Below are 14,256 nucleotides of genomic sequence, written 5' to 3' on the forward strand. Positions count from 1 at the left end.
TGTCCCTCAAGCGAGATGCGCATTCTACAGAGCTGGGCGCAGGTGTCAACGGCCAATTTCAGCTAATTCTCATCTCTTTCGGTTTCCACCTATTAATACATCCCTTCAAGACAGAAACCGACCAAAAACCACTCAATTATACCCGGAACATTAGCTCTGGGTCTTGGCAGGTCGACGCAGCTTGCCACGGAAAAGCGCACGAACAGGTCCGGACAACCCGTAAATCAGGAAACCGGTAAACAGAACAGTTGCCGGGTCCAGTGCAATCACTACAAAAATCAGCACTACAAGCAATATAGCCGCGAACGGGACACGACCACGGAGATCGAGATCCTTGAAGCTGCGATAGAGAACATTGCTGACCATCAGCACCCCGGTACCGCCAACAACCACAACTGTAAGGAAGGTAAGCCAGGCTGACGGCTCAAAGGCGTTAAAGCACCATACCAAACCTGCAACGCAGGCTGCCGCTGCGGGGCTGGGCAAACCTACAAAAACCTTTTTATCGACGGAACCAATTTGCGTATTGAATCGGGCGAGGCGAAGAGCAGCACCCGCTACGTATATGAAGGTGATGGCCCAGCCAATCTTGTCCATACCGTTCAGAGACCAGAAGAACGCAACAAACCCGGGCGCGACACCAAACGCAACCATGTCTGCAAGGCTGTCGTATTCTTCGCCAAACTTGCTCTGGGTATTGGTCATACGAGCTACACGCCCGTCGAGCCCATCCAGAACCATGGACACAAAAATCGCGATCGCAGCGTTATCGAAAACGCCACCCGCCGCCGAAACAATGGCATAAAAGCCGGAAAACAAAGAAGCCGTTGTTAAAGCATTGGGCAGAAGGTAAATACCTTTCCTGCGCACTGGCGCACCCTCAACCAACTCCTCTTCTACCACTTCGCCAGGCTCTATGTCGCACTCTGCGGCCGATTTTGACGCAACCTCCGGGTCATTATCCCTGGAACTCATATCGGCATTTTTCCTTTCTTCAGTCATTCCCACTACTCCGGAAAGTATTTGGGCAAAGTATATACGAAAAACGCGGCCACACGGGCCGCGTTTTATTAAACCAAGCGGAACAGCGCTTAGTTTTTGTCTTTATCTACGATCTTGTTGGCAGAGATCCACGGCATCATTCCACGCAGTTTCTCTCCTGTTACCTCAATATCATGAGCCGCATTCTGACGACGACGTGCGGTCATTGATGGGTAGTTGAGGGCACCTTCGGAGATAAACATCTTGGCGTACTCGCCGCTCTGGATGCGCTTCAGCGCGTTGCGCATGGCTTCACGCGACTGATCATTGATGATCTCCGGGCCAGTTACGTACTCCCCAAACTCAGCGTTGTTAGAGATGGAGTAGTTCATGTTGGCAATGCCGCCTTCGTACATCAGGTCAACAATAAGCTTTAGCTCATGCAAACATTCGAAGTACGCCATTTCCGGTGCATAACCTGCTTCGGTGAGGGTTTCGAAAGCTGCTTTTACCAGCTCAACCGTACCGCCACACAAAACCGCCTGCTCGCCGAACAGATCAGTTTCGGTCTCGTCTTTGAATGTTGTTTCAATGATTCCAGTGCGACCGCCGCCGATGCCGCTGGCGTATGAAAGCGCCAGATTCTTGGCATTGCCGGAAGCGTCCTGGAACATTGCGATGAGATCAGGAATACCGCCACCATTGGCAAACTCGGTGCGAACCGTATGGCCCGGCGCTTTCGGGGCAACCATAATAACGTCCAGATCTTTGCGCGGCACAACCTGGTTGTAGTGGATCGCAAAGCCATGAGCAAACGCCAGGGTAGCGCCCTGCTTCAGGTTGGGCTCAATTTCAGCTGCATACAACTGGGATTGAAATTCATCCGGAGTCAGAACCATAACCACATCGGCTGCCGCTACGGCAGTTGGCACGTCGCTGGTTTTCAGACCATAAGCTTCAGCCTTGGCGATAGAGGAAGAACCAGGGCGCAAGCCTACAGTGACATCAACGCCAGACTCTTTCAGGTTGCATGCGTGAGCGTGACCCTGCGAACCAAAACCGATGATGGCAACCTTTTTGCCCTGAATGATCGAAAGATCGCAATCCTTATCGTAATAAACCTGCATGAATAACCTCTGTTATTAGTGACGGCCTACCAGAAGGCCGAAGCGTTCGTAATGAATAAATATAAAACAGTTTAGAGACTTAAAACCTTTTCGCCCCTAGCGATCCCGGAAACACCCGAGCGTACCACCTCAAGAACCCCCGAGGTGCCAATAGCCTGAATGAAGGCATCAAGCTTATCACTGTCGCCCGCCAGCTGAACGGTATAGATCGAGTGGGTGACATCGACAATCTGGCCCCGGAAGATATCCACAGTTCGCTTGATTTCAGCGCGCTGGGAGCCAGTTGCCTTAAGCTTGACCAGCATCAACTCCCGCTCAACATGGGGGCCTTCGGTCAGGTCTACCAGCTTCACCACCTCAACAAGCTTATTAAGCTGCTTGGTAATTTGCTCAATAACCCGATCAGAGCCAGAGGTCGTTACTGTGAGACGAGATAGCGTCTCGTCTTCCGTGGGCGCTACCGTCAGGGTCTCAATGTTATAGTTCCGCTGCGAAAAAAGCCCGACTACGCGAGACAAAGCGCCGGGTTCGTTCTCAAGCAGCACAGAAATGATTCGACGCATGATTACACCCTCTCCGTCTTGCTGAGCCACATATCTTTCATGCAGCCGCGGGCAACTTGCATCGGGTACACGTGTTCGAAGCGGTCAACCTGAATATCCACAAACACCAGCCTGTCTTTCATGGCCAGAGCTTCTTTGAGCTTCGGCTCAAGGTCTTCTTTCTTATCAATGCGGATACCCACGTGACCATAGGCTTCTGCCAGCTTGATAAAATCCGGCAGGGATTCCATATACGACTGGGAGTGACGGGACTCGTAGTTCATATCCTGCCACTGCCTTACCATTCCCAGCGACCCATTGTTCAGGTTGATGATTTTCACCGGCAAGTTGTACTGGTTGCAGGTAGACATCTCCTGAATGTTCATCTGGATACTGCCCTCTCCGGTAATACAAAGCACTTCGTCATCCGGGTGTGTCAGTTTGACGCCCATGGCGGCCGGAAAACCAAAGCCCATGGTGCCCAGACCACCGGAATTGATCCAGCGATTCGGCTTGTCAAACTTATAGTACTGAGCGGCAAACATCTGGTGCTGGCCCACATCAGTGGTCACAAACGCATCGCCGTTCGTCAGCCGGCTGAGCATTTCAACCACTTCCTGGGGTTTTATTACGTCCGGGCTGGTTTCGTAACGCATTCCGTGAAAGGCACGCCACTCGTCGATTTGTTTCCACCAGGAAGCAAGCGCCTCTGCATCCGGCCTTTCTTTGCTCTCTTTAACCAGAGCAAGCATTTCCTTGAGAACCGCATCTACCGGTCCGACGATAGGCACGTCGGCATCGACCGTTTTGGAAATGGACGCCGGATCAATATCAATATGAACGATGCGGGCACCCGGACAAAACTTTTCAGTTGCGTTTGTCACCCGGTCATCAAACCGTGCGCCCACCGCCAGAATAAGATCTGAATGATGCATCGCCATATTGGCTTCATAGGTGCCGTGCATGCCAAGCCAGCCAAGGTGCTGCTTGTCGCTCGCCGGATAACAGCCAATACCCATGAGGGTGTTAGTGATCGGACAACCCAGGTCGCGCACCAACTCAGTAAGCTGCTCGGAGGCTTTACCCAAAACAACACCCCCACCGGCATAAATGATGGGGCGGCGCGCTGCCAGCATCATATCTACCGCTTTTTTGATCTGGCCGGCGTGACCGCGTATCGCCGGATTGTAAGAGCGCAAATTGATTTTTTTCGGATAAGCGTATTCAAAACGCTCATTCGGCGCGGTCATATCCTTGGGTATATCCACTACAACAGGCCCGGGGCGACCAGTCGAGGCAATGTAATACGCCTTGCGAATGGCTTCCGGAATCTCTGAGGGATGGCGCACGCTGAGGTTGTGCTTAACCACAGGACGGGAAACACCGATCATATCGGTTTCCTGGAATGCATCTTCGCCAATCAGGGTAGATGCAACCTGCCCGCACAGAACCACCATGGGGATGGAATCCATAAACGCAGTAGCGATACCAGTAATGGTGTTGGTGGCTCCAGGACCAGAGGTTACAAGCACGGTTCCTGGCTGCCCGGAAGCCCGCGCATAGCCATCGGCCATGTGCACGGCTGCCTGCTCGTGTCTTACCAGAATATGCTTGACCTTGTCCTGCCTGAACAGCGCATCATAGATATGAAGGGCTGCACCACCCGGATATCCGTATATGTACTCGATCCCTTCATCCTGTAGGGAACGGATCAGCATATCGGCGCCAGACAATAACTCCACGATTTTCTACCCTCTTCTTCGAGTGAATGAGCCGGGCACACGCCCGGTCGCCTGGGTTCACGGTTTCCTTGCTTCTTGTGAAAGCGGAACCGGCTGCTGCTCCACACCTTATAAGAGGTTATCTCCTGGCCAGCCGCCCTCCTGAGGGTTGCGGAGAACGGCCAATCAACGGGTTGCAAATTAGCAACAACCATTCCGCGACAAATGCGCGACACGCTCAGTGTGGTAAATAACGGGGGGATACTTGCACGGGATTGCCTGCCGTATTGACCCCAGTCTTCAGGCAATTAGTAATTCTGACAGCGCGAAACTCCCTGTCAATAGCCTCTGCTGCTTTCTGTGCCCATACTGATGGAAGGTCTGGTGTAACTATTCGCCACTTTCACGCATAAACGGGGTGCGGAGATTTGAACCAGGCAGAAGAAAATACTGTGCATAAATGGCATGATAGGCACATATAAAACTGACACAGCATGAGTAGAGCCATGAACAGAACCGCCCTGATACTGACATTACTGATGGCCGCAGTACCCGGCATCGCCGCGAGCGCCTCCGTTTATAAGTGGACGGATAAAGAGGGCGTAACTCATTTTGGTGATCGCCAGCCTGTGGGGGCCAGCTCGGAAACGGTCCACGTTCGCTCGGGAACATCAAGCGGAACAGACAATAGCCGCCCTGGTCCTCAGCAACGTCTGGGCGAGCTTCAGGACCAGCAACAGGCTGAGGCTGACAAAAAACAGGAAACAGCGGTAGACAAAGCCCGCCGGAAGCAGCGTGAAGCAAACTGCGAGAACGCCCGCTCCAACCTGAAGGTCATAGGCAGCAACGCTCGCATTCGCGTTGAAGAGGAAGGCGAAATGCGTTACCTCACTCCAGAAGAAATTGCCGAACAACGCACCAGGCTTGAAGAAATCGCTTCTGAAAATTGCGCCCCTGATACCCAGGAATAAAAACCGGGATCAGTTAAAAAAAAGAGGGCGAAACCCTGGTTTCGCCCTCTTTTTTTGCACTACTTAAATTACGCCTTTTCAAATACCAGCTTGCTGTCTTTCACCGTGGCGCGAATAGTGTCATCGGCAACAAAGTCACCTTGCAACAACTTCTGGGCCAGCGGGTTTTCTATCATTCGCTGAATTGCGCGCTTCAGTGGTCGCGCACCGTAGACCGGGTCGTACCCGACTTCTGCCAGCAGATCCATTGCCGCCTCGTCTAGTTCCAGCTTCATGTCCTGTTCCTCCAGGCGTTTTCCGAGAACCTGAATCTGGATTTTTGCGATACCGTGAATCTGACTTCCCGCGAGCGGATGAAACACAACGACTTCGTCCACACGGTTAATAAACTCTGGGCGGAAATGGGTTCCCACCTCCTCCATCACAGAGCTTTTCATGGCTTCGTAATTTTCTTCCCCGGCCTTTTGCTGAATAATTCCCGAGCCTAAATTCGACGTCATCACAATAACCGTATTACGGAAATCAACTGTACGCCCCTGGCCATCGGTAAGGCGCCCGTCATCCAATACCTGAAGCAGTATGTTGAACACGTCCGGGTGCGCCTTTTCGACCTCATCCAGCAACAACACCGAATAAGGCCTGCGACGAACGGCTTCCGTGAGGTAGCCGCCCTCTTCATAACCGACATAACCGGGGGGTGCACCAATCAGGCGGGCAACGGAGTGTTTTTCCATAAACTCCGACATATCAATGCGCACCATAGCTTCATCGGTATCGAAGAGAAATGACGCCAACGCTTTGCACAACTCGGTTTTACCCACGCCAGTAGGCCCGAGAAACAGAAAGGAGCCGTTAGGCCTGTGGGGGTCGGCAAGACCGGCGCGAGAGCGGCGAACAGCATTGGATACAGCCTCAACGGCCTCGTTTTGGCCAATAACGCGATTGTGTAGCTCATCCTCCATGCGCATCAATTTGTCGCGCTCGCCTTCCAGCATTTTTGACACTGGAATACCTGTCCATTTAGAGACAACTTCGGCGATCTCCTCGTCGGTAACGCGGTTTCGAAGAAGCGTCATCTCCATCATTTCTGCCTGACCGGCCATATCGAGCTGGCGCTCCAACTCTGGAATACGGCCGTACTGCAACTCAGACATTTTGCCCAGATCACCTGCCCGGCGGGCGGTTTCGAGATCAATACGCGCCTGCTCCAGCTGGCTCTTTATTTTTTGAGAGCCGTGCAAAGCAGCCTTCTCGGTATTCCAGACCTCTTCAAGATCAGCATACTCCCGCTCAACATCCAGGATCACGCCTGAAAGCTCTTCCAGGCGTCTTTTCGAGCCAGCATCTGTCTCATTTTTGAGGGCTTCACGCTCAATTTTGAGCTGAATAAGACGGCGCTCAAGCCGGTCCAAAGGCTCTGGCTTGGAATCCATCTCCATACGGATCTGACTGGCAGCTTCATCGATCAGATCAATGGCCTTGTCTGGCAACTGGCGATCTGTGATATACCGTTGGGACAGTTTAGACGCAGCAATAATTGCCCCGTCGGTGACTTCTACACCGTGATGCACTTCGTAACGCTCTTTCAGGCCACGGAGAATCGCTATGGTGTCTTCCTCGTTCGGCTCGGCAATCAGAACTTTCTGAAAGCGGCGCTCCAGAGCAGCATCCTTCTCTATATTCTCACGGTATTCATTGAGGGTGGTTGCGCCCACGCAATGCAGTTCGCCGCGGGCCAGCGCCGGCTTAAGCATATTACCGGCATCCATAGAGCCCTCCGCTTTACCGGCCCCCACCATGGTGTGAATTTCGTCAATGAACAAAATAATCTGGCCTTCCTGCTTGGAAAGCTCGTTGAGCACTGCTTTCAAGCGCTCCTCAAATTCGCCCCGGAACTTGGCACCGGCAATCAAAGACCCCATATCCAGAGACAACACCCGCTTGTTCTTCAAACCCTCGGGCACTTCACCGTTAATAATACGCTGAGCCAAACCCTCCGCGATCGCTGTTTTACCCACGCCTGGCTCGCCAATCAACACAGGGTTATTTTTGCGCCGACGTTGCAGTACCTGAATGGTCCGGCGAATTTCATCATCACGGCCAATAACCGGGTCGAGCTTGCCGGCTTCCGCCCGCTCCGTCAGATCAATCGTGTACTTCGACAACGCCTGGCGGTTTTCCTCAGCGCCTGGATCATCTACGGTTTCGCCACCCCGCACGGCGTCAATGGCTTTAACCAGTGCTGCTTTATCGACACCCTGTTCCCGCAAAATCCGGCCGAGCGTGCCACGATCTTCAAGAGCAGCCAGCAGCATCAGTTCACTGGACACAAACTGATCTTTACGCTTTTGCGCCAATTTATCGGCGACGTTGAACAGGCGCCCCATATCATTGGACATGGCGACATCGCCTGCGCTACCACTCACCTCCGGCAAGTTCTCGATTTCCTGCGCTACGGCCTGACGCACGCGGCCTGTTTCCGCACCTGCCTGCTTCAGTAAAGGCTTGATAGAGCTACCCTGCTGATCAAGCATAGCCTGCATCAGGTGCAGCGGCTCAATAAAGTTATGGTCTTTACCAACGGCGAGCGATTGGGCATCAGCCAACGCGGCCTGCAAAAGGCTGGTAAGTTTATCGATTCTCATGGTTTGGGTTCCCCGATTCGTTCGGCGAATGCGGTCAGTTAGTGCGCATTCAGCTTGCTTTGAGAACTAATGTAGGGGCTATCAGGGGAACTTCAAGGCTAAGCCGCGCAAAAACGTCAGAAAATTGACAAGACTCAGGCTTTCCAGATAACCGTTGCCATTCGGCCAGTCTGACCATCGCGACGGTAGGAGTAAAAACGCTGGCTGTCGGTAACCGTGCAAAAACGACCGCCATGGATACTGGTAATCCCCAGCTTTTCCAGACGCTGCCGGGCAAGCAAATATATATCGGCCATATAATGCCCCTCCCGAGCGCCAGAGGCGCTAAACGCAGCGCTTGCCTGTGGCGTTTTCGCTATAAACGCCGCTCTGACTTCCGGCCCCACCTCGAACGCATTCGGGCCTATGGCCGGCCCTAGCCAGGCCATTAAATCCCGGCCAGGAACTGCCATGCGAGCCAGCAGGTTTTCCAGCACCCCGCCACACAGGCTGCGCCAGCCGGCGTGGGCTGCAGCCACAGTGGTTCCTTGTTGATCACACAGAATAACCGGCAAACAGTCTGCTGTAAGAATGGTGCACGCCCTGCCAGCCGCCAGGGTATAGCTTGCATCTGCTTCAGGCACAGGGGCGGTTGCGGGCAGACTCACAACCTCTGTGCCATGGGTCTGGTCCAGCCAACCGAATGCATCAACCGGAAGATCGCAGGCATTGGCCAATTTTGCGCGGTTTGCCCGCACATCGACCGGGGCATCACCCACGTGTCCACCCAGGTTCAGGCTCGCCCAGGGGGCCTGGCTGAACCCACCCACCCGGGTTGAGCAAAAGGCGCGAATATTGGTAGGCGCCGGCCATTCAGGGCGTATAAGTGACGGCGCCGACGTAACATCAGAATTCATTGCTCTCCATACCCTGAACATGCGCACGCAATGCGGCGAGCAAGCCTTCGAAATCTTCCGGCAATGGCGCTTCCCAGCTCAGAACCTCACCGGTTTCCGGGTGTTCCAAAGTGAGCTTGCGAGCGTGCAGCGCCTGCCGGGTAAACCCTGCCAGCACCTCGCGCAGTGCCTCCGTTGTGCCTTTGGGCAAGCGCAGGCGGCCACCATAAAGAGGGTCGCCAACCAATGGATGCTTCACATGAGCCATGTGCACGCGAATCTGGTGGGTTCGGCCACTTTCCAATATGCAGCGCACATGTGTATGGGCAGCGAAACGCTCGATCAAACGGTAATGAGTGACGGCGGGTTTACCGCTGTTGACCACACCCATTTTTTTACGCTCGTGGGGGTGGCGACCAATAGGCGCATCCACGGTGGCGCCGCCCGTGAGGGTGCCAATCACAACCGCCTCGTATTCCCTCCCCATGCTTCGGGTCTGTAACTGGTCAACCAGCGAGGTGTGAGCGATCAGGCTTCGCGCAACCACCATCACACCGGAGGTGTCTTTGTCCAAACGATGAACAATGCCGGCGCGTGGCAAATTCTCCACTTCCGGGGCATAGTTCAATAACGCATTTACCAAGGTGCCATCCGCATGACCAGCGGCCGGGTGCACAACCAGGCCTGCCGGTTTATTGATGACAAGCAGATGTTCATCTTCATAAACCACATCCAGGCTGATCGCCTCTGCCTGCCACGTCACCTGGGCTTCGGGCTCGGCATCAAGCTTGAGCCGATCACTCAGCATTACTTTATCCTTTGGCCTGCGGGCTTCTCCGTTTACGGTTAACGCACCGCTGCGAATCCAGGACTGCAAGCGCGAGCGCGAGTGCTCCGGCATCAGCTCAGACGCCGCTTGATCCAGCCGCCGGTCGCTTAGCTCTGGCGGCACATCAAAACTGGCAGTTATTCGGTTTTCAGATGACATTAAGCCCCCGGGCCTGTGTGTGATATAGTTGCGCACTCGAATTTATAGACATTATACGGGATTTCGGCATGAGATCAGATTTTCGTTTACTGCTACTTTCTATACTGGTTGTATTGATCAGCGCCTGCGCGTCCAACAAGCAGGAAGAAGTACTGCCGGAAGAAACCTATTACGACAATGCTCGCTCGGCCATGAACTCAGGCAACTTCAACGAAGCAGAGCAAAACCTGGATTCATTGGAGACTTACTACCCGTTTGGCCGGTATGCCGAACAAGCACAGCTCGATTTAATCTACGCCCGCTACCAGAACCTCGATCTTGAAGGTTCCCGCGGCGCGGCAGACCGCTTTCTTCGCCTGAACCCCCAGAGCGACCACGCAGATTATGCACTATACATGCGAGGGCTCGCTTCCTATAACCTCGATATCGGCCTGGCAGCCCGTTACTTTCCGATTGATGTAGCCGCACGGGATGCGGGGGAGCAACAGCAGGCTTTTCGCGATTTCAGCGAATTGCTGAACCGCTTTCCTGAGAGCGAGTACGCTGCCGACGCCCGCCAGCGCATGATTGCCGTGCGTAACCGCATGGCGGAACTGGAAATTCACGCTGCGCGTTATTATATCAAGCGCGAAGCCTACGTAGCCGCCAACACCCGGGCGCGTTACATCGTTGAAAACTACCCCTCTTCGCCAGCTGTTGAAGAGGCACTGATTATTCTGGCGGAAACCTTTGATTTTCTGAAGTTCAATAAAGGTTCTCAGGACGCCGTGGCTCTGCTTCGCCAAAACTTCCCAAAAAGCGACGCGTTCAACAGCAACGGCGAGTTTGAGGCAAGCTTGCTGAGGCGTGAGAACCGCTCACTCTCCAGCGTGGTTACCTTCGGCCTGATGGGCGACGAATAACCGCACACCCTGTTATTTGCCGCTTCTCCAGCCATTGGAAATGGGGTAGCGGCGATCCTTCCCGAAACCACGCTCAGTTATACGGGGCCCAATAGGTGCCTGCTGGCGCTTGTATTCGTTGATATCCACCAGGCGAATCACGCGCTTAACGTCGGCCTCGTCAAACCCCTCCGCAACAATCGCATCTGCACTAAAATCCTGTTCAACATACAAGCCAAGAATCTGGTCCAGCACATCATAACCCGGAAGGCTATCCTCATCTTTCTGGTCTGGCGCCAGCTCTGCAGATGGCGGCCGCGTTATCACTCGCTCAGGAATGACCGGCGACAGCGAATTGCGATACCAGGCCAAACGAAACACCCAGGTTTTCGACACATCCTTCAGAACATCAAACCCGCCAGCCATGTCGCCGTACAAAGTGGAGTACCCCACCGCCACCTCGCTTTTATTCCCGGTGGTAAGCACCAAGGAACCAAACTTGTTGGAAAGCGACATCAACAGCGTGCCGCGAATACGGGCCTGCAAGTTCTGTTCTGTGGTATCGAGGGCTGTGCCTTCAAACGGTGTCGCCAGGGTTGCCATGAACGACTCGTAGATGGGCTCTATGGAGTACACATCGTACTGCACTCCCATGGCCGCAGCCTGTGCTTCTGCGTCTTCAAGACTAATGCCCAGAGTGTATCGAAAGGGCATCATCACAGCGCGAACCCGATCCGGCCCTAAAGCATCTACCGCTACCGCCAGGGCAACAGCGGAATCGATACCACCGGAAAGCCCCAGCACTACAGATTTGAAGCCATTCTTGTTTACATAATCGCGAACGCCGGCAACCAATGCGCTGTAAATACTCGCTTCCAGCTCAGGCACCGCAGGCAGCGGCTGAGACACCGGCTGGCAATGACTGCCACAGGAAAATTCCACAGGGAACAAGCCATCACTAAACTGCGGCGCTTCTACAGCGAGCGCCCCTGAATGGTCATAAACCATGGAGCCACCGTCGAACACCAATTCATCCTGAGCGCCCACCAGGTTGGCGTAAATAATACTTACCTGATTCTCCCGGGATTTGCGCTCAAGCAGCGCCTTTCTGCGGGCTTGCTTGCTGGTGTCATAAGGCGACGCGTTCAGACTGATAATCAGCTGCGCACCTGCCGCCACGGCGCCCTCTACCGGACCGTCCGCCCAGACGTCCTCACAAACCGCGAGCCCCACAGGCACACCGCACAGATCAACCACCGCTGCACCTGCGCCACCGGCAAAATATCGTTTCTCGTCGAACACCTGATAATTGGGCGGGAACTGCTTGAAGTAGCACCCGGTGATTTTTCCACGCTCAATCACCAGGGCCGCATTATAAAGCTGGCGACCCTGCCTGACAGGCGCACCTATAACAATCGCGGCATCAAGTTGCGCCGCTTGCAGCTGCTCCAGCGCCTCATTTACTCTGACATCAACGCTGGATCGCAGTAACAAATCCTCTGGCGGATACCCGGTAATACAAAGCTCCGGAAACACCACAACATCAGCCTTGTGGTCAGAGTACGCTCGCTTCGCCGTGTTAATAATCCGATCAGTGTTGCCGGGAATATCCCCCACAAAAAAATCCAACTGCGCCATCACCACTCGTAACGTGCGGGGTGATGTATTGGAAAGCGAAGTGCTCCCGGGAACGGACATAGCTAGACTCCTGTAACTCATTGCCACGAAAAGGGTATTATAACCCTGCACAGCTCCTGATTTCTTCTGCAAAACAACAGACTTGGTAAAACCATGGCAACAGATACGGTATCAGCAGTCAGTACCGGCAAAAGAACATCTGACTTAAAGCAAGCCAAACTGTTCCGCATCTACAACCACTATCGGCTTGTCATCAGCCTAATGCTGGCGGCGTTATTATTTATTGATCCAGTAAGCTTTGACACCCGCTTTCGATTTCTGGATTACTACCAGTTCGGTGTGATGGGCTACCTGGCGCTGAACAGCTTTATTGCACTCATCATGGTGGCCGGCTTTCAACCGCGGCAGCGGGACATCACCCTTTCCATCCTTATAGATATTCTGATCATGCACGGGTTGCTGTTTGCCAGCACCGGCATCACCAATGGATTGGCCAACCTTGTTATTGTCTCCGTGGCGGCCGGCAATATTCTTACCCCCAGTCGCATAGGTACTTTTTATGCGGCACTTGCAGCCATCTGCTCCTTGAGCATTACCGGCTGGGCAGTACTGACAATAAATGGGCCTGGCGATGACATCGTGCGCGCGGGATCGCTTGGCATCCTGTACTTTGCAGCCGCGTTTATACTGCAGAACATCTCCCGGCGCATGATACACAGCGAAGCGCTCGCCACCAGCCGGGCACACAGCATTGCGGAGCTGGAGAAGATCAACCAACAAATTATACAGCGCATGCGCACCGGCATTCTCGTGGTTGACCGGTATGGCCAGATACGCCTGACAAACGCCGCGGCCGAAGAATTGTTATTTGGCATTCCAACAAACAGCGGCGCACCCACAGCTCGCACCCGCGCACTGCCCCAGCCCCTGAAGCTGGGACTGGAGGTCTGGCTGAAAAACCCTGAAAAACGTACAGAGCCGTTTCAACCGGCACCCACCTCCCCCTTATTGCAGGCGAATTTTACCCAGTTTGATCAGGAGCGTGGCGACCAGATTCTGGTGTTTATCGAAGACATAAGCAAAGTAACCCAGCAAGCCCAGCAAATGAAGCTGGCTTCCCTGGGAAGACTGACGGCGGGCATCGCCCATGAAATCCGCAACCCCCTCGGGGCTATGAGCCACGCAGCCCAATTAATGAACGAATCGCCTCACATTGACGCCAGCGACCGCCAGATGCTGGACATTATTCAACGCCACTCCCGGCGCGTGAACGGTATTATAGAGAATGTGCTGGGCCTTTCCCGGCGCAAACAAGCCAACGCCGACCTGGTGGATTTAGCCAGTTGGCTGGAAGAGTTTCGGGCAGACTTTCTCCAGACCCAGAAAACAGCCGGCTCGCCTACCAGCATCGTCTTGAGCGTTGCACCCGGCCTACCAGAGGCGCGATTTGATACAAGCCAAATAGAACAGGTACTGGTAAACCTGTGCGATAATGGTTTGCGCTATAGCCAACAGCACTCAGGCGATCGCAAAATTGAACTGCGCGCAGGTGCAACGGCTGACGGTCAGCGCGCCTACGTGGATGTAAAAGACTTTGGCCCCGGCGTGCCTACAGAGTCCAGACACTCGGTTTTTGAGCCATTTTACACCACTGACAAAGGCGGCACGGGCCTCGGCCTTTATCTGGCACGGGAACTGTGCGAGGCTAACCAGGCCCACCTGTCCCTGGTGGAAGACAACCAAACTGGCTGCTGCTTTCGCATTACCTTTGCCCACCCAGGGCGAATGATCTGACATGGACCCACACAACAAGATGACCACCCATACCGCGCTGATTGTTGATGATGAACCGGATATCCGGGATCTTCTTGAAATAACCCTTACCCG

At 54.0% G+C, this 14,256-nt stretch carries 11 protein-coding genes; 3 read left to right on the top strand and 8 right to left on the bottom strand.

From position 1 onward, the window contains the following. Positions 1-150: 150 nt before the first annotated feature. The 4 genes from pssA to ACTHYN_RS15155 form a co-directional block, all read right to left on the bottom strand. Positions 151-975, bottom strand: coding sequence for a CDP-diacylglycerol--serine O-phosphatidyltransferase (gene pssA / locus ACTHYN_RS15140; RefSeq protein ID WP_441813260.1), 825 nt, complete (start codon positions 973-975; stop codon positions 151-153). A gap of 116 nt (positions 976-1,091) precedes the next feature. Beyond that, positions 1,092-2,108: a ketol-acid reductoisomerase gene (ilvC, locus tag ACTHYN_RS15145; RefSeq protein WP_441813250.1), complete on the bottom strand. Its 1,017-nt coding sequence runs from the start codon at positions 2,106-2,108 to the stop codon at positions 1,092-1,094. A gap of 71 nt (positions 2,109-2,179) precedes the next feature. Then, complete coding sequence (gene ilvN / locus ACTHYN_RS15150) at positions 2,180-2,671, bottom strand: acetolactate synthase small subunit (protein WP_441813251.1); 492 nt, start codon at positions 2,669-2,671, stop codon at positions 2,180-2,182. Between the two features lie 2 nt (positions 2,672-2,673). Then, positions 2,674-4,392, bottom strand: coding sequence for an acetolactate synthase 3 large subunit (locus ACTHYN_RS15155; RefSeq protein WP_441813252.1), 1,719 nt, complete (start codon positions 4,390-4,392; stop codon positions 2,674-2,676). Between the two features lie 485 nt (positions 4,393-4,877). Here ACTHYN_RS15155 and ACTHYN_RS15160 point away from each other — a divergent pair, with 485 nt between their 5' ends. Further along, the gene (locus tag ACTHYN_RS15160) at positions 4,878-5,342 is read left to right on the top strand and encodes a DUF4124 domain-containing protein (protein WP_441813253.1); all 465 of its coding nucleotides are present in this window, start codon (positions 4,878-4,880) and stop codon (positions 5,340-5,342) included. A 68-nt stretch (positions 5,343-5,410) separates the two neighbouring features. Here the strand turns inward: ACTHYN_RS15160 and clpB are convergent, their stop codons facing one another. The 3 genes from clpB to rluD form a co-directional block, all read right to left on the bottom strand. Beyond that, a complete protein-coding gene (gene clpB, locus ACTHYN_RS15165) occupies positions 5,411-7,987 on the bottom strand; it encodes an ATP-dependent chaperone ClpB (protein ID WP_441813254.1) in 2,577 nt (858 codons plus the stop codon). A 134-nt stretch (positions 7,988-8,121) separates the two neighbouring features. Continuing rightward, entirely contained in the window at positions 8,122-8,883 is a 762-nt protein-coding gene (pgeF, locus tag ACTHYN_RS15170) for a peptidoglycan editing factor PgeF (RefSeq protein WP_441813255.1), read from the bottom strand. After that, positions 8,873-9,850, bottom strand: coding sequence for a 23S rRNA pseudouridine(1911/1915/1917) synthase RluD (rluD, locus tag ACTHYN_RS15175; RefSeq protein WP_441813256.1), 978 nt, complete (start codon positions 9,848-9,850; stop codon positions 8,873-8,875). The genes pgeF and rluD overlap by 11 nt, the downstream gene beginning before the upstream one ends. A 68-nt stretch (positions 9,851-9,918) precedes the next feature. Here rluD and ACTHYN_RS15180 point away from each other — a divergent pair, with 68 nt between their 5' ends. Further along, positions 9,919-10,752, top strand: coding sequence for an outer membrane protein assembly factor BamD (locus tag ACTHYN_RS15180; RefSeq protein ID WP_441813257.1), 834 nt, complete (start codon positions 9,919-9,921; stop codon positions 10,750-10,752). A gap of 12 nt (positions 10,753-10,764) precedes the next feature. On the opposite strand, the gene ACTHYN_RS15185 is transcribed toward ACTHYN_RS15180, so the two are convergent. Beyond that, a complete protein-coding gene (locus tag ACTHYN_RS15185; RefSeq protein ID WP_441813258.1) occupies positions 10,765-12,429 on the bottom strand; it encodes an NAD+ synthase in 1,665 nt (554 codons plus the stop codon). Positions 12,430-12,522: 93 nt separating this feature from the next. Between ACTHYN_RS15185 and ACTHYN_RS15190 the strand changes: the two genes are divergently transcribed. Beyond that, positions 12,523-14,163, top strand: coding sequence for a sensor histidine kinase (locus ACTHYN_RS15190; RefSeq protein WP_441813259.1), 1,641 nt, complete (start codon positions 12,523-12,525; stop codon positions 14,161-14,163). Positions 14,164-14,256: the final 93 nt, after the last annotated feature.

It is taken from the genome of Marinobacter sp. (assembly GCF_052091845.1).
Lineage (GTDB): Bacteria > Pseudomonadota > Gammaproteobacteria > Pseudomonadales > Oleiphilaceae > Marinobacter.

What these genes read in the sequence shown, in the direction of transcription:
- pssA (WP_441813260.1), bottom strand. Translation starts at nt 975, where the DNA reads ATGAGTTCCAGGGATAATGACCCGGAGGTTGCGTCAAAATCGGCCGCA.
- ilvC (WP_441813250.1), bottom strand. Translation starts at nt 2,108, where the DNA reads ATGCAGGTTTATTACGATAAGGATTGCGATCTTTCGATCATTCAGGGC.
- ilvN (WP_441813251.1), bottom strand. Translation starts at nt 2,671, where the DNA reads ATGCGTCGAATCATTTCTGTGCTGCTTGAGAACGAACCCGGCGCTTTG.
- ACTHYN_RS15160 (WP_441813253.1), top strand. Translation starts at nt 4,878, where the DNA reads ATGAACAGAACCGCCCTGATACTGACATTACTGATGGCCGCAGTACCC.
- clpB (WP_441813254.1), bottom strand. Translation starts at nt 7,987, where the DNA reads ATGAGAATCGATAAACTTACCAGCCTTTTGCAGGCCGCGTTGGCTGAT.
- pgeF (WP_441813255.1), bottom strand. Translation starts at nt 8,883, where the DNA reads ATGAATTCTGATGTTACGTCGGCGCCGTCACTTATACGCCCTGAATGG.
- rluD (WP_441813256.1), bottom strand. Translation starts at nt 9,850, where the DNA reads ATGTCATCTGAAAACCGAATAACTGCCAGTTTTGATGTGCCGCCAGAG.
- ACTHYN_RS15180 (WP_441813257.1), top strand. Translation starts at nt 9,919, where the DNA reads ATGAGATCAGATTTTCGTTTACTGCTACTTTCTATACTGGTTGTATTG.
- ACTHYN_RS15185 (WP_441813258.1), bottom strand. Translation starts at nt 12,429, where the DNA reads ATGTCCGTTCCCGGGAGCACTTCGCTTTCCAATACATCACCCCGCACG.
- ACTHYN_RS15190 (WP_441813259.1), top strand. Translation starts at nt 12,523, where the DNA reads ATGGCAACAGATACGGTATCAGCAGTCAGTACCGGCAAAAGAACATCT.